Genomic DNA, 25,092 nt, shown 5'->3' on the forward strand with positions numbered 1-25,092 from the left:
CCTTAATTCAACGTAAACCTTAAGCTAAAACCAAAATTACTGAAGGATGTATTGAACGTTTGTGAAGTATAAGGCTTGGTGATATTGGAATCGTAGAATAGCTTCACATTAAACTTTTGATTCAATACATAATCCACACTAGGTCTTAAAGTGATGTTCTTTGCGCCGGATGAAATTTCAGCTTCCTCTATGTCGGCTCTGTAAATAACCGTTTTATTATCACGAATGGCAACATCCAGTTTGAAATCCATATTGTTATCCATTTTCAAGCTTTTAAACCAGCCGAAAGGAAAACGGAACTTGTTGGTTCTGTATCCCATTCCTAATACCACATTGTTTTCTGATAACTGAGCAAGCTGACTATTGGCTAAACTTAAACCCAGCAAGCGTGATCTGTTGAGTTCAAAGGTAGCACTCAGGTTATTTTTAAATCGAGTATCTACACCAACTAAAGGCGAGAAATATTCTGACACGGTTACCTGTGCAAACTGGAACTCTGGCAGGAAGTTATTATTTGCATCGCGGTTTACAGAGAAACCATTGCTTTCCTGGTACCTCAACAAAGAGTTAAAACCATTAATATTATAGGCAGACCGATAACCATGCCTGATATCGATAGAAGAAAAACGATCTGCAATGAACGCAATCTTAGTTAAACCATTATACGTTAAAGTCCAGTTTGGAAGCGGAATTCTTGGAAACGAATTCATACTCATTTTACCTGGATCTTTACCTGAATAGGCAGCCATAAAAGCAGAAATAATCACATCCTGACTTTCTTTACCATAACCATCTGAATAACCAGCAGCTACTCCGGCTGAGTTTGGATTTTGTGAACCTAGCCTTCTGGAAATAATAATCCGGTTGGCCATAAACTGATTGAATAAAGAAGAAATCACATTAGAATTTTTCTCCTTAAATGCGGTACCCAAGGCAATATATGAAATGCTATAATCGCCAGTGGTAATTGCACTTAGGTTTTCAAATGAAGCTACGCTGGCTACATACCTGTAATTTGATGAGAAGTTTCGGGTTTGAGATTTGTTGGCCCTGATGGTAATTCTTAAATCGCGGAAAGGTTCTATCTGCCCGGTAAACTGTAAGTCTTCCCGAAGCGTATTCACATACAATTGGGTTTGCAAAGTATCTGTGGTTAACCAACCATTATTTAGTGCCATATCCCTGATATCCCGCTGACTTCCGAAAGCAAAGCCTAAACCAGGTGCACCAGTTACATTATCTATTCCAAAATATTTGGTTGTAGGTAAATAACCTGGCAAGAAAATCCCTTTCGTTTGCACATAATTTGCACTCACATTTTTAACACTGGTTAATAAATTGACAAAGAAGTTCTTAAGCTTATCTCCCGTTTCCTCGCTATTGCCTGAATTTCTAATGAAGCCAAATTTATTATATAAAGTGGCCAGGTTTAAGGTTGGGTTAACCTGAATATTCCTACTGTTTTGAACCGTGTTTCCTAAGTTAATATTTGGATCTAAAAGTGTTGATAAAGGTTCTGTTTGCCAGTTAAAGTTTGTTCCGTACCTGGTTTTTACCGTTACCCAGTTTAGTCCCGGAATTTTATCAATCGGCAAAGTATAGGTTACATTCAGGTTATGATTATAATCTGTTGTACGGCCTAATTTTTTCAGGTTTTGCCAAACCGTGTCACGTTTCATTCCATCGATCCGCCCATCTGGTTCGTCAATAATGGAGTAATTAGTCGCGTTAAAATCTAATTGTAATGACCGCGTTAAGTTCCAGGCGATTCCGTAAATCCTACTCATCCTGAAGTTCTTGTTGAAAGTTGTTCCGAACCCGTTCTGAAATATTGGAATTGAATTATTCGGATCGTTATTTCTCAACGTATTTTCAGAATACAGGCGATCTACGTCAATTCGGAAATTAATAGCACTAGGAAAAATACTAAAATTAAAATCTTTCAATATCGCTAGCATATTAGACTTTATAACCTTTTCGAAAGGCGCATAAGTTTTAGCCTCTTTTGCATAACTATATTGTAAGGAGGCCCTATACGTATTTTGAATGCTACTCTGATTAATAAAATCCCTGTGGTCGTATTGCGTAAAAGCATAACTGGCCGCAAAATTCTCAATGTCCCAAAGCCGAACGGGTTTACTATTATTTGTTCTCTCTTTCCGTACGTTGGTAAAGTTAATTCCCCTGCGTACGGTATAATCCTGAGCGAAATTTAATATTGAGTCTTTTTCTTCCTTGGTTGATCGGTCCAACGCGTTTTTTAGTTCGATATCGGGTGTTTTTGGGTTGTATTGTGGCGTAGAAACCTGCTTTGAGTAGTTCACAAACATCGGAATTTTTACACCTGATTTTTGTGGTAAGAATTTACCCAACTCCACAGCAGAGGAAACATCTAGCAAAACATTATCGGCACGGTTACGCTCACTCACTTTAGAATCAATCGAACCAAAACCAATAGTCGATTTACTGCCGGAGATGTTCACATCAGCAAAATCTGCTAATTTTAAATTTAACCTTGCAGTAGCAGCCCAGCCTCCTCTTTCATCAAATTCTGTCAACCTAAGTTCGTTAAACCACACCAACACATCCTTATCTGTACCATCGTCGCTTTCAGAAAGGTTATTTCGCAAAGGATTTTTTACACCAAGCATATACACCCTTACCTTACTCATATCTGGCTGCCCTTTCACAATAATGGTACGTTCGCCATCTGTAAAGGTGAATGGTACATTAATTGGCCAAGGCTGTCCATTAGCTTGTTTTGCTACATTACGGGCTAATTTTGCGTTTTGGAACAAGGTGAGGTTAATGTCCATTCTATTGGCCTCTGGCCATATGGCATCAGGATCACTGGTACCTGGCGTGGTAATCTTTAAAGGCATTAAGTATTCGTAATAATTTTCCAGATTATCTGTGCCAATTCTTAAAAATGCACTCAGGTCGCGGTCATTCAAAAGTTGATTATTAATGGCTTCTGCATGAACAAACATTTCTAAATGCTTGTAAGATCGGAAATCACTGTAAGCCGTTTTAAATGCAGCTCTTCCATATCCATCACGAAGATTTTTTACGGTAACAGACAGCGACTGCTCATTCAAACGTGTATCTCCCCGGTAATTGCTAAAATCGCGTTCACGAAGAATTCCAGGAGGTGTTACATAAGGGATCGGACTTCTTTTTCCATTTTCTTCGATGTTTACAGTTGAAACCTGAATGGTTGAATTATCTGGCGTTAGTGCAGGCAATGCTGGCTCTACAATTACCTGATCTGCTGTATTTTTAGTATTAAACTCCCGCCATTCTCCTCTGATTAATTGCAGTTTTGCAAAACGCATAATGGCCGTATCTGCAAAATTCGTCATAAACATTCTGAAGAAACGAATCGATTTAAAATCCTGAATGTTACCTACTCTCTTTTCATACTGTGATATTGGAATCCGGAACTGATACCAGGTTACGGCTTGTGTATTGCCGTTTGCCAATCTCACTTGTGAAGTTACTTTATCAGTAATAAATTGTGTCTGACCAACATCCATCCCCGGTTTCATGGTTACCTTATATTGATAATACTCATCGCTTTGCGTCATGTTATTATCGCGATTAATATCTTCACCATCAGGAAGAGAGGTGGATGCAGAATTTTCTATCCCCAACTCTGCTTGTGATTGCTGAGCTGTTTTGGAATTTCCCTCTGGTCCATTATACTTTTCATAACGTTTTAAAATCCCGGCATTAATTTGATCCAGTGCCGGACCTCTGAAATAAGAATAATTATCCGATGATGGATCGGCATCAATCTCCGCGGCAGCAGTGGCATTTAACTGTGATTTGATTTGATTAATAGCGGCGGAAAATTTCTGCTTTTCGTTTGCATCTGATAAGCCATCCAAACCAACATCCTGAGCCCTTCTCGCATCCGGATCGTTATCAAAAGCCTGAATTACGGGTTGCAATCTTGGAACCCTGCCCCAGGCTGTTTCTTCATACTTAGATGGATCATCAGTTGCCGGCAATCCGTTTTCGAGCGATTTCCTGCCATCTTTTAAAATATCTTCAGAAATATTACCCAAATTAAAATAAATATCACCACCCTGAGAGTTCCTGTTATAAATGAAAGGATCTAACACCCAAAATTCGATGAAACCAACATTCAATGCTTCAAAATCATTCGTTTCAATTTTACGTTGGAAACCACCCCATCGCTGTCTTGGATTAGTTAACCTTCCATCAGCAGAAAAACCAGTGGTAGAATAGTTATATGGCCCACGAACAGTAGGGTAATAGGCCACATCCAAAGTGGTAATATTTAGCGCCTGCCCGGTTGCAGTTTCTTTAAACGGAAAAACCTCCTGTTCAATTACCTGCCGTACATAATGATTAGAAAGTTCATTTCTATTGTTCCTGATGTTAGCCGGCGTAGTAGTAGCATTAGAATTATAAAAAGTTGGATCGATATTATAATACGCAATCCGAGCCCGGTTGTAACCATAGGTTAAATCGTCTACCAATTGCGATTCGGCAAAATCTTGTGGCGTACCAGATAATTGCCAGGAAATGGCACTTTTCAAATCAATCACTGATCTTGATGCTTCGAAATCATCCAGGTAACTCACGCCATTTTTACTTCCCGCAAAATTTAATGCCCTAGGGTGGCCCGGAACTAACTGTGCAAACTCACCATAAAAATTCACACTAGAAGGTGCCTTAGTAGAGATGAATGGAAGTTTATCAACCAACTTAGTTAAAAATCTGGAAGAAGAACTATAATTAACATCGGCACCCCAAATGGTATTTGATATGGGTTCTTCGCCAAGGTTCACTTTTTGAGTGAGGGGTTTCTCGGTTAAGTTCATAAACGTACCACCCAGATTAAGCTTATTATTTAAGCGGTAATCTAAACGGGTTCCGAACAATGATCTTTGTTGCAAACCAAAAAGTTCATTATTTTCCGTAGTAATTCGAATCGGCTGACCAGAAGTAAGCAGTGCTTGATTGATAATGCTGACCCTGCCGCCCTGATAATCTACCGTAAAATCGACACCTTCTTGCAATGGCATTGTTCCTGCAAAAACTTTAACAGATCCTTCCGGAACATTAATTGCATTTAAGCTGAATTCAGAGGATATTTCTGATTGGTAATGTCCTTTAATGACATACCTGTTTTTATTCTGAAATAATTGCTTCGCAATCAGCTGGGTTGAATCATAAAGTGCTGTAAAAGTATATTTATCAATTAATGCCTGTTCGCCAGGTGCAAATTTACTGGCCAGATCCTGACCAAATGGCTCTAGAATAGGAAATATAATCCGTCCGTTTGCAGGATCAATAGTGATGTATCCGGTATTGGTATTGTTAATTAAGGAGGCTAATCCACTCAATGATAAGTTGGATCCAAAGGTATTGTTTGCGGTAGAACTATTTGAAAAGTATGATCCAAAAGCATTGTTTGAGGCTACAAAATCAAAGATTCCGTCTGGCTTTTTTTCATTTTGCTGGTTCAGCCTGTCAAATTCAATTAAGGAAATCCACTGTCTGTTGGCTGTATTTTGTCCCTCCGTCATGATCGGTTTTTCAACACCAGTCTCATTGTCAATCCTAAAGACATCCAGTTTAAAATTTAGTGGACTAATCTGATAACCGCCTATTGAATAAATGTTTTTCATCATCAAATCCCATGTTGGAAGGTTGATTTTGATTGTTTCATTTTTTAATAGTTTCGCATAAAGTACTTTTGGATTTACGGCGTCAAAAGATATGTCTGTAGAGAATTCACCCACCTGGTATTCAACTCCGTTATAAGTATAGCGATAGGCTACTGCTAAAACCTCATCGGCATTGAGTGGATTGTTCAGGGAAATATAGCCCAATTGAGGCTGAAAAGTAAATTCCCGTTCTGTTAATTTTCTTGCATAAGTAAGTTTAGCATACTGATCTGTACCACCATTGGCTTGAAAGAACGGTATAATAGAATTGGAGTTTGTAAACCTGGCATCGGCTGGTAAACTAGACAATAAATTATTTGACTGTTGAGGAAATCCTGTTGCAGTTGTACCTGCGGGAAGTGCTGAGCCACCGCCAGCTATTGCGCCCGGATTAAAGGGCTGGTTTTCGCCTAAGTTAAGGAAGCCTAAAATATCTCTCGAATCTGTGGTATTTCCGGCTTTATTGGTAATCCATACCTCGATCTTCGTAATCTGAATAGGTGAGGTGATGATCGGAGCATTGGCTAAATGCTTATTATAGTTATTTCGGAAGTACTGGGCCAGGAAATAGTGTTTATTGGCTTCGTAATTATCGGCAGAAACAGAAAATTCATTTTGCTGTGCACCATTCGTAATGCGAAGTTCCCGCGACTCTGATTTCTGTTGGGTATAAACACTGGTTACATTCAGTTTTCCGAATTGCAATTGGGTCTTAATCCCAAACAATGCCTGCGTACCTGTAATTAAACTCGTATTCAGGGGCAAACTTACATTACCAGCCTCTATTTTTTTGATAATGTCATCAGCACCACCTGTATAATCTAATTTAATCTGGTTTTCAAAATCAAACTGTGCTTCGGTATTATAGTTACTTTTAATTTTAAGCTTTGTACCAATATTACCCACCAAATCCATCTGGATTCTTTGATTGAAGTCGAAATTGGTTTGCACCCGCTGCCGCTCATTAAATAAAGGATTTTCGTTTTTATTTCTACGTCCTAAAAAGGTAAGCTCTGCCTCTCCGCGTGGTTGAATATCGATGGTTGTTCCACCAAAAAGTTTCTCGAATGCTTTGCTGTTGATTTGAATTTTTGGAATAATCCCAGTGCTTCTATAATCGCCAACTTCTGCATTTGAAATACTACGCCAGTTACCTCTTTTTATCTCGCTATTTACCAATCGCGAATATTCATCAATACTTAAATATTGGGTTTGTGTAACATATTTATCGCCGATTAATTCCTTTACAATGTATCGTTTATTTTTCGCGTCATACTCCACCACCTTCCTCACATTATTGGGTAGCGGATAAAACGGACTTCGTAAAGAACTGATACCCAAGCGCTCTTTTTCTTTTAAACCGAAGTTGTTTTTAGACAAAGCAGTATCTGCTTTGCTCTGAACTACTTGTGAGAAGGCGTTTTTGGGAGCAATCAAGAAAAGGGGGATGAGAAATAGGAGTGTAGATATTCTCTTCAAAGGCGTTAAGATCTATAGTTTTTTTAAAGCTTGTTTAATTAGTTGCTCTACAGAGAGCGTTCCTTCTGTAACTTTTAATATTTGGTCGATTGTTTTTTCTGCTGTTTGTTTGGCAAAGCCGAGCATTACCAATGCCGATAAGGCTTCATCTTTAACCGTATTGTGCTGAGGCATAGAAATTAATGAATCTACTCCTTCTTTTTTTAATTTGTCTTGCAACTCCAAAACCAAACGCTGTGCAGTTTTTGCACCTAAGCCTTTTATCCGCTGGATTAGTGGCAAATCAGCTTTAACAATTGCTGTTTGAATTTCCTCAGGTGTGATCGAGGATAGAATCATTCTACCTGTATTTGGTCCTATCCCAGATACAGATATCAGATGTAAAAATAAACGGCGTTCGCCTTCATCAGCGAACCCGTATAATGTATGTGCGTCTTCCCTTACGTAAAGCCAAGTGTAGAGTTTACACCTTTCTGCGTCAGCTAAAGCGCTGTAGGTATTTAATGAAATGTTTATATGATAGCCTATACCACCAGCTTCAACCACAACAAACGCTGGGTTTTTGTATGTTAATTTACCATCAATATAGGCGTACATGGGTATTACTTCTTAGTTGTTTTTGTAAATATACCTTTTCGTTTTGATGTTTCCGCAATTTCTTCTTTTGCCTGAACATCTACTACTGCAATAGTAACCATATTTACGATCTCTCTCACCGAACTTCCTAACTGAACAATATGAACAGGCTTATTCAAACCTAACAAAATTGGCCCCACAGCTTCTGCTCCTCCTAGCTCCTGTAACAGTTTATAGGCTATATTTCCTGATTCTAAGTTAGGAAAAACCAGCGTATTTGCAGGCTCATCTGCCAGTGTACTGAACGGAAAGTTATCTTTTAAAAGTTCATTATTAATAGCAAAGTTACCTTGCATCTCACCATCAACGATAACTTCCGGATGGTTTTTATGGAGGATTCTTACTGTTTCTCTCACCTTATTTGGCGTTATACCATCATTAGAGCCGAAGTTAGAATAAGATAACAAGGCAATCCGGGGCTTAATATTAAACTGCTTCACTGATTTATCTAACAGCAAAGTGATGTCAACCAATTCCTCAGCCGTGGGATCTACATTTACAGTGGTATCACCAAAAAACACCGGGCCTTTCTTGGTCATCATCATGTACATCCCAGCCACACGTTTAACGCCTGGCTCTACACCAATTACCTGCAAGGCCGGTTTAATGGTATCGCCATAATTTTTTGTTAAACCAGAAATCATGGCATCTGCTTCACCGAACTCCACCATTGAGGCACCATAATAGTTCCGATCTCTCAATAACTTCGTTGCATCATTTATAGATACTCCTTTACGTTGTCTTTTTTTGTAAAGTGCTGCTGCATACTGTTTTGTTTTGGCTGGATTTTGCATCTGATCAATGATTTCCACGCCATCCAGTTCAAGTGCATGCTCATCAATAATCGCCTGGATTTTTTCCCTGTTTCCTAATAAAATAGGAATCGCAATATTTTCATCCTTAACAATTTGAGCAGCCTTTAAAATTTTATAATTATCAGCCTCTGCAAACACTACACGTTTAGGATCTGTTTTAGCTTTTGTAGTAATGGAACGCATAATGGCATCGTCCAAACCTAAACGTTTTCTTAACTCTTCAGAATACGCATCCCAATCGGTAATTGTTTTACGTGCAACTCCACTTTCTATTGCAGCTTTTGCCACCGCAATAGAAACCTCTGTAATTAGCCTGAAATCTACCGGTTTAGGAATGATATAATCCCTTCCAAATTTAAGATTACGGGCATTATAAGCTAAATTAACCGCCTCGGGAACTGATCTTTTCGCCAACTCTGCAATTGCTTTTACAGCTGCAATTTTCATGGCTTCATTAATCGTGGTTGCACGAACATCTAAAGCACCCCGGAAAATGTAAGGGAAACCCAACACGTTATTCACCTGATTTGGATAATCAGACCGACCAGTTGCCATAATTAAATCCTTCCGGGTTTTGATGGCCAATTCATAAGCAATCTCCGGATTAGGATTAGCCATGGCAAACACAATCGGATTTTTTGCCATTCCAACCAACATCTCTGGCTGGATTACGTTTCCTGCAGAAAGACCGATAAAAACATCTGCACCTTTCATGGCTTCTCCTATGGTACCAATATCTTTTCTACTGGTGGCGAAATACATGCGCATATCATCCAGGTCAGTTCGTTCTGTATTGATTAATCCATTGATGTCAAACATCACCAGATTTTCTTTTTTTACGCCAAGCGAAAGGTACATTTTTGAGCACGAAACTGCCGCTGCACCTGCCCCGCTCACTACCACTTTAATCTTGTCGATTTTCTTTTTCTGAATTTCGCAGGCATTTAATAATGCTGCCCCAGAAATAATAGCCGTACCATGTTGATCATCGTGCATTACAGGAATATTCATTTCCTGTTTTAAGCGGGTTTCTATCTCAAAACACTCCGGTGCCTTAATATCTTCGAGGTTAACCCCTCCAAAAGTTGGCTCCAAAGCTTTAACAATTTTTACAAAATCGTCTATGTTTTTGGTATCTAGTTCTAAATCGAATACGTCGATATCGGCAAAGATCTTAAACAATAAACCTTTACCTTCCATTACGGGCTTGCTGGCCTCTGGACCAATGTTTCCCAAACCTAAAACGGCGGTTCCATTACTAATTACAGCAACAAGATTCCCTTTTGCGGTGTACTTGTAAACATCATCTGTATTCTCTGCTATTTTTAAACAAGGTTCTGCTACACCTGGCGAGTAAGCCATAGTTAAATCACGTTGTGAAGTAGTTGGTTTTGTAGGTACTACCTGTATTTTTCCTGGCCGCCCTTGCGAGTGGTAATCGAGCGCATCTTGCTTTCTATTGATATTACTCATTAAGTAACTTATTAGTGACGGCGCAAAGGTACGATTCTTTTGTCAGGCAGAAAACATTATGTAAGCAAAATAAGTCGTGCGAAATCTGCAGGATAGTTATCACTTCGCTCGTAAACAGTTTAATAGCCGAAAAATTGCTCGCTATGATTTCAAGAATATGGAAATTTAAACCCTGTTTATTTTGTTCAATTTTAATGAATGGCTGGTTATATTAGAAAGTCTAAATGCTTAAATTATCTTGTGATTAGCGGTAAGTTTATTTTAACAGATTTTATGAAAAATATTGCCCTAATTCTTACCTAGACAATATATCTAATTTTTAGAAGAAGAGGGGCTGGATGATTAATCCGTTGTAATAAGTGGTTAAAATTTTTACTTATTATCCTTTGCTAATTTTCAAAATCATCCCGGCGTGTAAGCCTGCTTTAGATAACTTATTATCACGCTTAATACTCTGAACAGTAGCACCATTAAACTTCTCTGCAATTTCCGATAAGGTGTCTCCAGATTTAACCGTATAATTCAGAAAGGAAACCGGTGCTTTTAAACGACTTACGTTTTTAGCGAAGATTTTTAAGTTTTGCCCCGGCACAATGGTTTTGCTTTTCAATCCATTCCACACCCTCAAATCTTGCACCTCAACACCATATTTAGTAGCGACTGTTGTGAGCGATTGCCCGGAGGTAACTTTGTGTACAACTACAGATCTGGCAGAAACGGTTCGGGCAGCCTTGGCTTTCCTCAGGTCTCTTACATCATCTGTACTCGCCTGGATAACGCGCATATTAGTCTCCAATTCAGTGTTATTTAGCACCTCATAAACTCCGGCATAGTCGATATCCCTAAGTTTTGGCATCACAATCCGTTTAGGATCTTCATCAGTACCATTTACGATCTGTTTTTTATATGACGGATTAAGCGCAAAAAGAGCGGTTTCATCAACATTTAAGGCTTTGGCCAGTTCAGACAAGGAAACAAACTTATTGGTTTGAACGGTATCTGTCTTTAAGAATAGGCTACAAGCCTGAGGTGAAATCTGGTGTTTATTTGAATAATTCATTACATATACTGCAGCTATAAATGCAGGCACGTAATTCCTCGTTTCTTTAGGCAAAAATTGTCTGATTTCCCAAAAATCACGGGAATCTGCCTTAATCATCGCCCGCGCTACAGCACCTTTACCACAATTATAGGCTGCAATAGCCAGTAACCAATCACCCAACTCTTCATAAGCATCTCTAAAATACTGTGCTGCGGCGTAACTGGCCTGGATAGGATCTTTTCGCTCATCTACAAAATTATCCATTTTTAAACCATAGGCTTTCCCGGTCCCAAACATAAACTGCCAAATCCCTGTTGCTCCAACTCTCGAAATCGCATGTGGATTCATTTGTGATTCAACAATGGTGAGGTATTTAATTTCCTGTGGAATATCGAAATCTTTTAATGCCTTATCAAAAATTGGAAAATAATAATTGGATAAGCCCATCATTTTGCCAAATAAATCTTTTCGCTTAGCGTAAATATCAATATACTGCTGAACGTATTCGTTATAGGGAAGCGGAACGGTTTTGGCGATGGAATCTAAACGCAGCTTGTAGATATAATTTTGTCCCATCAACAAGGGGTTTTCATAGATAAGCGGAACTAAAACCGGGTCTGTATTGATGAAAATATTATCTTGAATTTTCGGAAGACTATCAATCTTTACCTTCTGCTGGGCAGAAGTAACAGATACGAATCCTATAAGGGCACATACACTGGTAAAAAGTAATTTTTTTATCATGGGCAATTTGGTTTATCCAGCGTTATTTTTCAGTTATCCTACTAAATTTCAATTGGTGTGTTTTCCCGATTTAGCCAGAAAAACACAAAAAACGCTGGGCATATTTAAAAAAATATGCTTATTTTAAAAATGCCTGAGAAAAAGCAAGGAGCTTACCTTCCTCAAAATGTTTGGCTGTAAATTGAATACTTAACGGCAAGCCAGCTGTATTATTGCCTAAAGGTAAGGCAATTGCCGGATTTCCACTCAATGATGGTAAAACAGTAAAAATATCTGCAAGGTACATTACCAATGCATCCTGCACATTATCGCCTATTTTAAAGGCCGTTGTCGGTGCCACAGGAGATAAAATTAAATCGTAATCTTCAAAAAGATGATCCATCTTTTCTCTGATTAGCCTACGCACCTGTTGTGCTTTTTGATAATAGGCATCGTAATAACCTGCGCTCAAAACAAAAGTTCCTAACAGAATCCGCTTCTTCACTTCCTCACCAAATCCTTCCGCACGGGAGCGCTTATAAAGTTCAGTTAGTGATTTTGCTTCCGTGTTCCGGTGCCCGTAATGCACTCCATCATAACGGGATAAATTTGAGGAGGCTTCTGCAGTGGTTAAAATGTAATAGGCAGGCACAAGGTAATCTAAAAGATCGAAGGAAACATACGCTACATTATGGCCTTTTTCTTTAAGATCGGCAATAGATTTTAATATTGCAGCCTTGATCTCCGGATCAAGCGCATCACTTTCTATGGTTTCTTTAAGAACAGCGATGTTCAGTTTTTTCTCTTCATTTAACTGCGCCGGATAATCTGGTACCGCTAATGGAGATACGGTAGAATCATGGTCATCAGCGCCAGCTAACACCTGAAGTAAAAGCGCTGCATCTTCAACAGAAGATGTGATCGGTCCAACCTGATCAAATGAGGAAGCATAAGCAATCACACCGTACCTCGAAATCCGTCCATAAGTTGGCTTTAAACCAATCTGACCACAGAAGGCAGCTGGCTGTCTCACAGACCCGCCGGTATCGGTACCAAGGGCAGCAAGACACAGATCGGCCTGAACAGCTACAGCAGAACCGCCAGAAGAGCCACCGGGTACCAATTCCGGATTTGCAGCATTTTTGGCTGGCCCGAAGTAGGAAGTTTCATTAGAGCCGCCCATGGCAAACTCATCGCAATTTAAGCGGCCGATAATTACGGCATCCTCCTCCAATAACCGCTGAACAACGGTAGATGAGTAGGGCGAAACAAAGCCATCGAGCATTTTTGAAGATGCAGTAACCTTGTGATCCTGATAACAAATATTATCTTTAATGCCAATCACCATCCCGGCAAGTTTACCTGCGGTGCCTTGCTCTATTCTCTGTTGTACTGCTTTCGCCTGCACTTCTGCCGAATAAAAAAACACCTCATTAAATGCATTGAGGTGTTCATTAGCTGAAATTTGCTTAAAATAATAAGCCAATAAATCGGGTAAAGTAAGTTGCTTTTGCGAAATGAGTGCCTGGATCTCTTTTAGAGCGCTGTATTTCTTCAAAACTTAAAATTATAACAATTAAACAGTCTTATCACGGTTTGAGGGATCAACTTGTTCTCCATCAACTCCATCCTTACCATCTTTAAATTCTTTAACACCTTTACCTAAACCACGCATCAGTTCAGGAATTTTTTTACCACCAAATAATAACAATACCACTACCGCAATAATGATAATTTCTGGTGTTCCAAGCATTGCTGCTATTGTTGTATTTAACATAACTTTTTTGTTTAAACTTTTTGACTGTCAGTTACAATTTTTTCATCTATTGGAGTGCTCGATGGATGATTGTCTGTTGTTGGCACTTTCTCATCTACAGGAGCAGTTTCTGCTGCGGGTTGATGGGATTGATTATTTGCCACTTTTTCTTCAGCTTCTTCTTTATCTAAATCCATGGCGTTGATGTTTCTATGAATTTCACGTTTTACACCATCAGATGCATCTTTAAATTCTCTGATTCCCTTTCCTAACCCTCTTGCCAGTTCAGGTAATTTTTTACCCCCGAACAACAAAAGAACTACCACTAATATAAGTACGATCTCAGACCCACCCATATTTAAAAACTCTAATAACGTTCCTTGATACATCACTAATCTATTTTATACAAATATAAACATTTTAAAACTTTCTACTTACTAATCCAGGCTTCCGGATTTAAGGCCCCCTGACCTCTTCTTATCTGAAACTTAAGTATGGCATCATCACCCGTGCTGGCTACCGCACCAATCGTTTGCTTGGTATCAACAGAATTACCTACGCTTACGCTCACGCCTCTCAAATTCTGATAAACAGTGAAGTACTCTCCATGATTAATTACCACTGCAGTTCTACCCATAATGTTTTGCACCATTACCACTTTACCTGCAAATACCGCTCTTACTGCGGCGCCATCTGCCGTGGTAATGTCTACCCCATCATTTGTGTACGATGCCTGATCTACTTTATGTAAACCAAACCGCTCTGTTATTGTTCCGGTTGCTACCGGCCATGGCAATCTACCCCTATTATTTTCAAATCCTGCAGAGAGTCTGGCCGCTTCAGGTGTAGCAGTTAGCAACTCTGAAGTACTTTTCTCCCGTGCAGCAGGTGCAGTACTTGTAGTTGGGGCAGGTTTATTTTCTGCCTTTGCTTTTGCCGCAGCAGCTCTTTCTTCTGCTGCTCGTTTTGCTGCTGCTAAACGTGCTTCTTCTGCTGCTTTCCTTCTCGCTTCTTCAATGGCCCTTTGAATGGCTGCAGCAATTGCCCGGTTAATTTGCGCCTGTTCTTTTTTCTTTGAATTGATATCCTGCTTGAACTGACGTTCTTGCTTTGTTAACTGATTTAAGGCAACAGCCTGCTGATTCTTATCTTTTCCTAACCGCTCACGCTCCCGTTCCTGTTCTTTCAAAAGATCACTTTTCTCTCTCAGTGTTTTATCCAATACCTTAATCTTTCCATTTAAATCCTGCTGGGTATTTTCGATATAACCTGCTTGTTTTTTGCGGTATTGACTAAATTGTTGCAAATATTTTATCCTTTTATAAGCCTGATTGAAATCTCTTGCCGCAAAAATAAACATCATCTTCTCATAAGCATTTCTGTTTCGCTGCGCAAAACGAATCATTCCGGCATATTCCTTTTTAAGATCTCCTAACTGACCTTGCAATGTATGTACGGTATTTGTGTTCTGGGAGATTTGATTATCCAGGTTTTTTATTTCAGAGTTTATGGTTCCAATTTTATCCTGACGCAGGCGAATCTGTGCATTGATCGCATTAATCTGCTGCAGTGTTAACTTTTTACCGTTAGCAGTTTTATTCAAATTCTTTTGAAGCTGTTCAATTTCACGCTGGATAGCTTCTTTTTTCCTTCTTAATTGACTTTCGGTTTGTGCAGTAGCCGAATAGGCAAATACGCTTAAAAACAGGATAAATATGATTTTCTGTAGCTTCATTAATCCAAAAGTATAAAAATTTTATAGGAAACGACATTAAAATTTAGATACAAAAGGCTTTACAAATAATCTTCACCCCGTCTTCATCAGAAAATTTATAGCCATAAAAAAACAGTCATCAAATAAGCGGGCAAAAATTTAACCCAAATATTTAATGACTGCCGGATAGCTATTAAGCGAGTATTGAGAAATTTACTGCACTAACTTGTAACTATTAGGAACTTTAAATGGAAATTCCAATGGCACATTACCATCAATTTTCACAAATTTTAAATCAATATTTATTTTTTTCATTCCCGATAGGGTGTTGATTTTAAGCGTACTAGGAAATAATGACTCATTTAAATCCTGATAATCTGAATACGTTACCTTCAATGCCTGACCAGATTTTGAATCATTCAGGTTCGTTTCTTCCACCTTTAAAAGCGTATTAAATAACAACCTATAATCAAGGCTTTCTTTGCTTCCTGTTACCATCCAAACACCATTCTCTTGCTTTAAGTTAGATGCTGGTGTTAAAAACTCACCCATTGCGTTACCGGTTAACATTGCTTGCAGCGTATTAAAGTTAACCTGCTTATTGGTAAAATTATAGATATAACTAAACGGCTTGCTCAAATATTCACTTTTTGACCTGTTCATTACCTTGATACTATCTGGTGTTATGATGGCTCTGGCAGGTTCATATGCACCACCCAGTGCGGTAATACTTACCCAAATAATTTCCTTGTCTTTTATTCTGAAGTTCATGGTCACATCATTCGAGTTACCAGCAATATCTAAGGTGGCCTTCGCTTTTAATGAAAGGGTATTAAACTTTAGTTGTTTACTATTTAATAAAGCTAAAGCTTCTGCCTTGGTGTTATCTGTCTTCACTTCTGTAGTAACAGGTGGTGCAACAACGATTGCTTTTTTAGCCTTACAGGCAGATATAGAAATTACTGTTCCTGCAATTAGCAAACTATTTAAAATACTTCTTCTCATTAATTTTTTTGTTTAATACTTCAGATCCGTTTCCTGCAGCTTTTGCCTTTTGCCACTGTATAAGCGCGGCTTCCTTATCTCCCTTCATAAAAAGGATATCTCCATAATGCTCCAAATAAACACCGTTTTTATTGGTATTGTTTTGCAGTGCTTTTTCTATCCAAACCTTGGCCAGATCATATTTTTGCTGCTTAAATAAAATATAGGCATAAGTGTCTGTAATGGATGAACTATTCGGCATGGCATTGGCCGCTGTTTCAGAATATTTTGCTGCTTTAACCAGGTCATCATTTTTTAAGGCCAGATAATAAGCATAATTATTCATAATGAAATAATTATCAGGCTCCATTGCAATTGCTTTTTCGAAGGCTGTTTTTGCCAATGCAAAGTTGTTTTGATTAACGTAGATATCGCCCTGCAAAGCAAAAACCTGCGCCTGTAAACTTTTATTATCAACATCTAATTGCAATGCTGCTTTTAAATTACTTTGTGCCAGATCCAGCTTACTTGTTTTAAATAGGGCATAAGCCGAATAGTAATAAAGACTGGCTTGATTGGGATAAATAGTTAGTGCCTCATCACCCATTTTTACAGCCTCATCGTAGTGACCTAATAACGTTTGAATATTAATAATTTGCTCCCAAACCATATATACCTGATCGTTGAGCTTCAACGCCGCCTGATACTGAACTAAGGCCTCTTTTAACTTATTCTGCTGGTATAAAACATCACCATAAAGTGCCAATGCCTTCGCATCTGTTGGGTTTTTTTCAGCTAAAAGCTTACTTAATTCCGTAACATTTTCGGCAACTACCGGCTCACTCAACTTTGAAAATAAAGACGCAATAATTTTCACTTTTTCATTCAAAGGCATTGCTGTATTTTCGAAAGCAAGCTTTAACGAGGCAAATGCTTTTTCTTCATTTTTCTGCTTGCCATAAAGATCTGCAAGCCCCAGGTTTATTTCGAAATTATCTGGAGCCAGTTGTTGCGCTTTCAAAAGAACTTTCAGCGCTTCTGTATCATTGCCTTTCTGCAACAATAAACCAGCAGCATAAAGGTAGTTTTTAATATCAGCCTGGTTACCCTCTAACAGTTTTACGATATCACTTTCTGATGCACCCGAATTTGGCTGAAAGCGTTTCTTTGCGGTAAGCAATTCATTAGATTCGCCAAATTTGGCTAGAATTTCATCATAAGTTTTTTTCGAAGCATCGGTTTGATTGGATAAAAACTGTGCATTTGCCTTATCAAAATAGTAAGCATCATTTTCTGGATCTATCTTAATTAATTGATTAAACACCTCGATCAATTCTGGCATTTTGTTGGTGCGCTTATAGATCTCTGCCAGCAGTCGCTGATACCAGGGATTATTAGGCTTTATGCTTATCGCCTGCTTAATATTTAATTCTGCTTCTGATAAACGATCTAACCGCAAATTCGCGTTGGCCATTTCAAATAGCGCAGCATCATTATTTGGCTCCAAACTCACAACTTTGTTAAAATTGGTCAACGCCAGCGCATAGTTATCGGTCATTTTGTCTCGCAAGCCAGCAAAAAACAACTTTTTTACCATATTACTATCCTGGGCAGCGGAAACAACAGGAGCCTGGGCAAAAGTTTTTCCGCCGATAACCAACAATGCAAAAAAAATGTGCCTTTTTATCATATATTAAATGGAATGATAGAATGAATAGATGATGGTCTCATTTCTTTCACTCATTAATTCAAAATTCTATCCCTCAATAAATCTTTCATTCTAGATTCAAAATTCTATCCCTCACTAAATCTTTCATTCTAAATTCAAAATTCTATCCCTCACTAAATCTTTCATGCTAAATTCAAAATCTATCCCTCACTAAATCTTTCATGCTAAATTCAAAATTCTATCCCTCACTAAATCTTTCATGCTAAATTCAAAATTCTATCCATCACTAAATTTTTCATTCTAAATTCAAAATTCTATCCCTCACTAAATCTTTCATTTCTAAATTTAAAATTCTAACCCTCACTAAATCTTTCATGCTAAATTCAAAATCTATCCCTCAATAAATCTTTCATTCTAAATTCTCTCCTTCGCGAATTCAAAACTCAACTTTTCCCCGTATGGCCGTAGCCGCCTTCTCCACGTAGTGTTTCATTAAGCACCTCAACAGCTTGCCACTGCACCGTTTCATGTTTAGCCACTACCATTTGTGCAATACGGTCTCCGTTAACAATCTTAAAATCCGTATCTGATAAATTTACCAATAACACTTTAATTTCGCCACGATAATCTGCATCGATAGTACCAGGCGAATTTACAATGCTGATGCCATGTTTAAAAGCAAGGCCACTTCTCGGTCTAATCTGCGCCTCAAAGCCAATAGGTAATTCAATAAATAAACCCGTTGGGATGAGTTGGCGCTGCAATGGTTTAAGCGTAATTTCTTCTACAAGTGATGCCCTCAAATCCATCCCCGCAGCATGATCGGTTTCGTATTGAGGAAGTGGATGTTCAGATTTATTGATGATGTTGATATTCATTTTGATAGAAAAGAGCGGTTTTTTGTAAATAAAATTTTTATCGTTTTAACATTCTTCTTAAATCTTCTTTTTCAAAATAAGCAATACCGCCAATAAATGCAATGAGCATGGCATTGCCGATATAGATGTTTTTATTAAAGATAAAGAATGATGAAAATACGATAATAGTAGACACAATTAAGTAAGCCAGAATCTTTTTAAGATTATAAGGAATTGGATAATATTTTTGTCCTAAAATATAGGAGATAATCATCATGGTGCCATAAGTGGCCATTGATACCCATGCCGACCCCATATAACTATATTTCGGAATCAGGATCATATTAAAAACGATGGTAATAACTGCGCCAATTAATGATATATACAGGCCGAAACGCGTTTGGTCGGATAACCTGTACCAAATGGAAAGATTCATATAAATTCCTAAACATACATAACCCACCAACAGATACGGAACGGCTGGTAATCCTACCCAGTATTCGGCCAGATGCGCTTTATCTCTGCTGATAAAATATTTTAGGATTTCGATGTTAGCTGTTAAAGCCACAAAAAGAATAGAAAGGGCAATGACAAAATATTCCAATATTTTAGCGTAAGTAACTTTTGCATTTTCATTTTTCGCGTAGCTAAAGAAAAATGGTTCAGCACCTAATCTGAAAGCCATATTAAAAATACTAAGGAAGATGGCCAGCTTACAAACCGCACCATAAATCCCAACCTGGGCTTCGGTGGTGTAGCGATCCAATAAAATTTTATCTAAATTTTCGTTAATGATAAAAGATAAGTTTGCAATAAGTACAGGCCAGCTGTAAGACAGCATGTTTTTGAATAATGCAGAATCAAACTTGAATTGCACTTTTAAAAACTCGGGCACTAACAATAAGAATGTAATTGCACTCGCAATCAGGTTTGAAATGAAAACGTATCCCACCCATTTATCCCGAAACCAGCCCTGAAAAAATTCGCGACCAGGCAAATCGTGTTTTATAATTAATGGGATGCCGTAAATGAAAAACAAACTCAGCAATACATAACTTAGAATGTTTACAAATTTGATAATGCTATAACGAAATGGTTTTCCATCAGCTCTGATCCTGGCAAACGGAATCACACAAATGGCATCAGAAAATAGTAGCCACAAAAAATATTGCACATACCTTTTTTGATCCTGGTAGTGCGACATGTTATTATTCAGCAGCCATTTGGTAATCGACTCTGTAAAAACAAGTCCGGTGATTAAAAACAGTGTAGAAATAAAAGCTACAATTAAAAACGAATTATTATAAACCTGGGCCTTTCTATCTTCATACTTATTTAAATAACGAAAAAAGGTGGTTTCCATTCCAAACGCCAGAACAGCATTAGTCATGGAAGCATAGGCATACATTTTAGTAAAAACACCTAACGCCGCAGCCCCGTAACTCCTGGTAAATATTGGCGTTAAGATAAAGTTTAATAACCTCGAAGCTATGGTGCTGATCCCATAAACCATTGTTTGCCCAAGAAACTTTTTATATACAGACAAGTAATTTTAGATTTAAGGATTTTAGATTTTAGATTGAATAGCCATTCAGCTTCTAAAAATTAAAATCGATTTAATTATAAACAATAATATGATTTCAGGTTTTAAATCGCAATTCGTCAATCTAAAATCTTAACTTAATTTTACCAGAGCAAATTCTTTTTTACGACTTCAAAATTTCGGAAATCTTTAAGTCCGCCATCACTGATCTCTACATTTTCTACAACCGATTTCTCTGGCCCTTCTTTGCACCAGTCTATAAAAGCATCTAAAATAAATTGTTCTGCTTCTGCCTCAATGTAAACAGAACCATCTTTTTCGTTCTTAACGAAGCCGCGGATGCCCATTTGGTCGGCTACTGCTTTTGTACTCGCCCTGAAGAATACGCCTTGCACCTTGCCTGTTACTTTGATATCGATGTGTTTCGTCATGGCAGCAAAGTTAATTTTTTTGTGTGATGTTATACTGGTTTTTTAAACTCGTGCCTGCCAGAAAAAACCAGTCCAAAAGCAATGGCAAATATCAAATATATAACTATTGGAGCAATCAATACTGTATCTGTGGTGTGTTTTGAATAATACTTAGCCAATGCCAATCCTCCCGCCAAGAAATGCAAAAAATTTCCGAGCGAAACAGGTTTACTGTAAATACCACCGATTAAGTTCGATTTGGCTGTCCAGTTTAAAATAGCAAAACCCAGGTAAAGCGCACCCAGTAGTTGAATAATTAAAGTGAAGAGGCTTTGGCTTTCGAGATGCAGGAACTTTAAAATTTCCTCTGGGACAAACGAACAGACTAGCACAGTTAAGGCGAACAAAATGCCGCTTGCAACCATTAAGTATTTTGTATTCATATCTTCTTTAAACTGGAAAATTTAGGCTTGATAAATGTTTTACCCCCTCAATAAACTCCTGCCAGATTTCTTCAAGAATTTGTTTTGCTGGTTTTACCTCATTGAGCATTGCTGAAACCTGACCGATTTCGAGCTCTCCATTTTCCATATCACCTTCAAACATCCCAAGCTTAGCCCTTGCTTTGCCTAATAACTCAAGCAAAAGATTTCGGTCGGCACCTTCGGCCTCTGCTTTTGCAATCGCATCAGCGAACTCATTTTTCAACAACCTCACCGGTACGAGTTTTTTCATCGCCAGCCTGGTATCGCCCTCAGATGATGAAATGATTTTATTTTTAAATGCCTGATGGGCTGAAGATTCTTCGGCAATGGCAAAAGCCGAACCGATTTGAACGGCATCAGCACCAAGTGCAAAAGCAGCAAGCATTGATTTTCCGCTGGCTATCCCTCCTGCTGCAATGACAGGAATCTGCACAACTTCTTTAATCATAGGAATTAAACACAAGGTGGTAGTTTCCTCTCTACCATTATGTCCGCCCGCCTCAAAACCCTCCGCAACAATTGCGTCTACTCCTGCTTCCTGTGCTTTCAATGCAAATTTCGTATTGGCAACTACGTGTACAACGATGATGCCTTTTTCTTTTAAAATGGCTGTCCAGGTTGCCGGATTCCCTGCAGATGTAAAAACGATTTTAACTTCCTCCTGAATAATGAGTTCGATAATTTCCTGAACGTTTGGGTACAAGAGCGGGATGTTCACTGCAAAGGGTTTGCTTGTAGCCTTTCGACACTTTTGAATATGATCAAGCAAGGTTTCAGGATACATCGAGCCTGCCCCAATAACCCCTAAACCACCAGCATTAGAAACTGCCGATGCTAATCTCCATCCGCTACACCAAACCATGCCTGCCTGTATAATGGGGTATTTGATGTGAAGGAGTTTGCAGATTGGATTCATCAAATGATTACTATTAACGATAATGCCCCCTTAAAGAATGAACAATAATAAATTCTGATTGAACCTCATAGATTAACCTATGCTCTTGACTTATCCTTCTGGACCAATTGCCGGATTGTTCATATTTAAGCGCTTCTGGCTTGCCTATTCCAACATAAGGACTTTCTTGAATGTTCTCCAAAAGCGCTCTAATCTTTTTAAGAATTGTTTTATTGCCAGATTTTTTAAAATAATTTAAATCTTGCATAGCAATAAGTGTAAATTCTATTTCCATATATCATCCAGGCTAACTTTGACGGTCTGTCCCTCTCTAGCCTGCTTCTTACTAATCTTCATCTTTTCAGTGAAATCAGTATGATATGGTTGTTTTGCTTCTTCAAAAGAAATATTTAACGCTTTCATAAACGCTTTAAGTGCTGAAAGTTGCTCTTTATTTTCAGGATGTACAATCAATGTTCCCATACTATCAAAATTAAACAAAACTTATCATTGAACAAAGTGCAACATCACGCCAATTTAATCACCCGATCACTTTCAATTTCAAAATCTTTCGATAATTGAATCAGGTTTAATCCAGGCGATTTACCTACTTCAATCGTTCCAAATTGATCTTCCAATCCAAGAAACTCAGCACCATTAATGGTTGCCCATTGTAAAAGCTTTTCAAATTCTACCTTCTTTAACGATTGCAAAGTTTTCATTTCAGCCAGAATATTGAGTTGGTGGTTGCTTGCCAAGCTATCCGTTCCTAAAGTAATTTTCAAATCTTCTGAAATGAATAAGTCAACATCAGGAAGGGTATTTTCGATATATAGGTTAGCCTGCGGACATAAGCACCAATATAAATTTCCATGATGCTGTTTTGCAAAGGCTACATCTGCTTTACTGGTTACTGTATTATGAACCAGCAATGTTTTCTGCTTTTTAATATAAGGTAGCCAGGTTTGTAAAGCTGTTTTGCCAGAGGGTTTAAAAAATGATAAATTCAGACCCAAGAACTGATAGAGTTGTAAAAAATTGCCAGACTTAGTTTCAAAAAATTCATTTTCATGGGTAGTTTCCTGGTTATGGATACTAATAAATGCCTCATCCTCTTCTGCCGATGTATTAATTAAGGCAAAAAGTTCTGGCGATACCGAATAGGGTGCATGTGGTACTACAGTTGCAGGCAGCGGCGCAAACTGGCTTTTAATTTCAATAGCATAATCCATCGTTGCCACGGCCCTATCGGGATTAAAACTTAATGCTTCTACAAACGTGTGGTAATAAATTTTGCTTTGCTGCTTAATTTCTTTTGAAATAACCTGATTGGAAATATCGCCAACGGCTACAATTCCATTATTAAACAGCCTTTGGTCTGCGCTATGCATTGCCGATTGAATTGCATCTGCATCGGCAGATCTGCTTTTGATAACGGTTTGCACAAATTCTACCAGGCCAGTTCGTTCTGGAATCTCGCCGAAAAGATGTGACAATTCCAGATGACAGTGCGTATTAATGAAACCCGGCACAATTGCACCTTTATGTTTATTAACCTTTATTTGACGCTGTTGAGCTGCTGCAGGCGTTAAAACTTCTTGAATTTCTCCCGCTTCATTAACGGAGACTACACCATTTTCAATTGGCGCTACACTTACGGGAAAAACCCAGTCGGCCGAAAAATATTTTAGCATGAAACAAATTTAAGATTTTAGCGCACCGAATTACGATTTTGCTGGCGATCAATAAGTTTTAGAGGAGAAGTGATTTAAGAATGATCATAAATCTACAATCGTATATTAAAAAGAGCCTCCTATCGGAATCGAACCAATGACCTACTGATTACAAGTCAGTTGCTCTACCAGCTGAGCTAAGGAGGCTTTTAATCGGGCTGCAATGATAGAAAAAAAAATTCTTTTCCAGAAAATTTATTTTAAATTTTTAGCACCCGCTTTCAGCACAGCATTTCAGGCCGCAATAACGCTCAACTAGATACCAATCTGTTACCAAATCCCCCAACTTGTGGAATAATTCCCCACTATCATTTTTTTGGCACAAACACAAAATACTGATTTACAAAGCTTTGATATTTCGTGCCAGCTTTGGCATCATTATGAAACATTAGCAAGTATTGTTACACATATTAAAATTCAAATTTTACATACTATGAAAAAGTTCATTTTATCAGCTACATTTTTAGCGTTCGCAGGGTTCTCAGCAGTACAGGCAAGTGAAGTAAATACAATTAAAAACACTGCAATTGTTGCAGTTCAAGATAGCGCAGTAAAAACTCCGGTTAAATTAGAAGAACTTCCAGAGCCAGTAACAGCAGCATTAAAATCAGATGCATATAAAGGTTGGGAAGCCACCGAAGCATGGTCTGTTAAAGAAGGTACTAAAGAATACTTTTTAATCAATGTTAAAAAAGAAGCAGAAACTGGTTCTGTGAAAATTGATAAAGACGGTAAACCAGTTCAATAATAAAATGCCCCGGAGGCATAATCAATAAGCGTAACCTTTGGTTACATTCAACTAAGCGAATCACGAAACTATTTGATAGTTTCATCACCATTAAATATATAATAAGATGAAAAAATTAATTTTATCAGCTGCGTTCTTAGCTTTTGCAGGATTCTCAGCAGTACAAGCGAGTGAAGTAAATACAATGAAAAATGCTGCAATTGTTGCAGTTCAGGATAGCGCAGTAAAAACTCCGGTTAAATTAGAGGAGCTTCCAGAGCCGATAACTACAGCCTTAAAATCTGATACCTATAAAGGCTGGACCCCTACTGAAGCATGGTCTGTTAAAGAAGGTGCAAAAGAATATTACATTATTAATGTGAAAAAAGAAGCCGAAACTGGTTCAATTAAAATTGATAAAGACGGTAAACCAGTTGAGTAAACCCAAA

General features: G+C 38.1%; 20 protein-coding genes and 1 tRNA gene. 2 read left to right on the top strand and 19 right to left on the bottom strand.

The annotated features are described in order from the left end of the window. Positions 1-2: 2 nt before the first annotated feature. From sprA to SOM16_RS14020, 19 genes are all read right to left on the bottom strand, one after another. Positions 3-7,181: a cell surface protein SprA gene (sprA, locus tag SOM16_RS13930; protein ID WP_320464601.1), complete on the bottom strand. Its 7,179-nt coding sequence runs from the start codon at positions 7,179-7,181 to the stop codon at positions 3-5. Between the two features lie 12 nt (positions 7,182-7,193). Beyond that, positions 7,194-7,778 (bottom strand): Holliday junction branch migration protein RuvA, encoded by a 585-nt coding sequence (gene ruvA / locus SOM16_RS13935; RefSeq protein WP_320464602.1) that lies wholly within the window; start codon positions 7,776-7,778, stop codon positions 7,194-7,196. Between the two features lie 5 nt (positions 7,779-7,783). Continuing rightward, positions 7,784-10,105, bottom strand: a complete 2,322-nt coding sequence (locus SOM16_RS13940; RefSeq protein WP_320464603.1) for an NADP-dependent malic enzyme — start codon at positions 10,103-10,105, stop codon at positions 7,784-7,786. Positions 10,106-10,484: 379 nt separating this feature from the next. Beyond that, positions 10,485-11,891: a lytic transglycosylase domain-containing protein gene (locus SOM16_RS13945; protein WP_320464604.1), complete on the bottom strand. Its 1,407-nt coding sequence runs from the start codon at positions 11,889-11,891 to the stop codon at positions 10,485-10,487. Between the two features lie 118 nt (positions 11,892-12,009). Further along, a complete protein-coding gene (gene gatA / locus SOM16_RS13950; RefSeq protein ID WP_320464605.1) occupies positions 12,010-13,428 on the bottom strand; it encodes an Asp-tRNA(Asn)/Glu-tRNA(Gln) amidotransferase subunit GatA in 1,419 nt (472 codons plus the stop codon). An 18-nt stretch (positions 13,429-13,446) separates the two neighbouring features. Further along, on the bottom strand, positions 13,447-13,647 hold the full coding sequence (locus tag SOM16_RS13955; RefSeq protein WP_029287719.1) for a Sec-independent protein translocase subunit TatA/TatB: 201 nt from the start codon (positions 13,645-13,647) through the stop codon (positions 13,447-13,449). A gap of 11 nt (positions 13,648-13,658) precedes the next feature. After that, on the bottom strand, positions 13,659-14,015 hold the full coding sequence (locus tag SOM16_RS13960) for a twin-arginine translocase TatA/TatE family subunit (protein ID WP_320464606.1): 357 nt from the start codon (positions 14,013-14,015) through the stop codon (positions 13,659-13,661). A 41-nt stretch (positions 14,016-14,056) separates the two neighbouring features. Next, the gene (locus SOM16_RS13965; RefSeq protein ID WP_320464607.1) at positions 14,057-15,361 is read right to left on the bottom strand and encodes a murein hydrolase activator EnvC family protein; all 1,305 of its coding nucleotides are present in this window, start codon (positions 15,359-15,361) and stop codon (positions 14,057-14,059) included. A 192-nt stretch (positions 15,362-15,553) separates the two neighbouring features. Next, positions 15,554-16,345, bottom strand: a complete 792-nt coding sequence (locus tag SOM16_RS13970) for a DUF4292 domain-containing protein (protein ID WP_320464608.1) — start codon at positions 16,343-16,345, stop codon at positions 15,554-15,556. Then, positions 16,323-18,014, bottom strand: a complete 1,692-nt coding sequence (locus SOM16_RS13975; protein WP_320464609.1) for a tetratricopeptide repeat protein — start codon at positions 18,012-18,014, stop codon at positions 16,323-16,325. Before SOM16_RS13975 ends, SOM16_RS13970 begins: the two co-directional genes overlap by 23 nt. Positions 18,015-18,436: 422 nt before the next feature. Then, a complete protein-coding gene (gene dut, locus SOM16_RS13980; RefSeq protein WP_320464610.1) occupies positions 18,437-18,871 on the bottom strand; it encodes a dUTP diphosphatase in 435 nt (144 codons plus the stop codon). Between the two features lie 37 nt (positions 18,872-18,908). Next, positions 18,909-20,396, bottom strand: a complete 1,488-nt coding sequence (locus SOM16_RS13985; protein ID WP_320464611.1) for an oligosaccharide flippase family protein — start codon at positions 20,394-20,396, stop codon at positions 18,909-18,911. Positions 20,397-20,536: 140 nt separating this feature from the next. Continuing rightward, positions 20,537-20,824, bottom strand: a complete 288-nt coding sequence (locus tag SOM16_RS13990; RefSeq protein ID WP_320464612.1) for an acylphosphatase — start codon at positions 20,822-20,824, stop codon at positions 20,537-20,539. Positions 20,825-20,853: 29 nt separating this feature from the next. Further along, complete coding sequence (locus SOM16_RS13995) at positions 20,854-21,246, bottom strand: hypothetical protein (protein WP_320464613.1); 393 nt, start codon at positions 21,244-21,246, stop codon at positions 20,854-20,856. 7 nt (positions 21,247-21,253) lie between these two features. Beyond that, on the bottom strand, positions 21,254-22,204 hold the full coding sequence (locus SOM16_RS14000) for an NAD(P)H-dependent flavin oxidoreductase (RefSeq protein ID WP_320464646.1): 951 nt from the start codon (positions 22,202-22,204) through the stop codon (positions 21,254-21,256). Positions 22,205-22,217: 13 nt separating this feature from the next. Next, positions 22,218-22,478 carry a Txe/YoeB family addiction module toxin gene (locus SOM16_RS14005; protein ID WP_320464614.1) on the bottom strand — a complete coding sequence of 87 codons (261 nt, stop codon included), beginning with the start codon at positions 22,476-22,478 and terminating at the stop codon, positions 22,218-22,220. Next, entirely contained in the window at positions 22,469-22,666 is a 198-nt protein-coding gene (locus tag SOM16_RS14010) for a DUF2683 family protein (protein ID WP_320464615.1), read from the bottom strand. The genes SOM16_RS14005 and SOM16_RS14010 overlap by 10 nt, the downstream gene beginning before the upstream one ends. A gap of 44 nt (positions 22,667-22,710) precedes the next feature. Further along, on the bottom strand, positions 22,711-23,877 hold the full coding sequence (locus tag SOM16_RS14015) for an amidohydrolase family protein (RefSeq protein ID WP_320464616.1): 1,167 nt from the start codon (positions 23,875-23,877) through the stop codon (positions 22,711-22,713). Between the two features lie 113 nt (positions 23,878-23,990). After that, positions 23,991-24,063: transfer RNA gene (locus SOM16_RS14020), tRNA-Thr, on the bottom strand. A 169-nt stretch (positions 24,064-24,232) separates the two neighbouring features. Between SOM16_RS14020 and SOM16_RS14025 the strand changes: the two genes are divergently transcribed. Continuing rightward, on the top strand, positions 24,233-24,664 hold the full coding sequence (locus SOM16_RS14025; RefSeq protein WP_320464617.1) for a hypothetical protein: 432 nt from the start codon (positions 24,233-24,235) through the stop codon (positions 24,662-24,664). 106 nt (positions 24,665-24,770) lie between these two features. Continuing rightward, a complete protein-coding gene (locus tag SOM16_RS14030; RefSeq protein WP_320464618.1) occupies positions 24,771-25,085 on the top strand; it encodes a hypothetical protein in 315 nt (104 codons plus the stop codon). Positions 25,086-25,092 lie beyond the last annotated feature (7 nt).

It is taken from the genome of Pedobacter sp. CFBP9032 (assembly GCF_034045265.1).
Classification (GTDB): Bacteria; Bacteroidota; Bacteroidia; order Sphingobacteriales; family Sphingobacteriaceae; genus Pedobacter.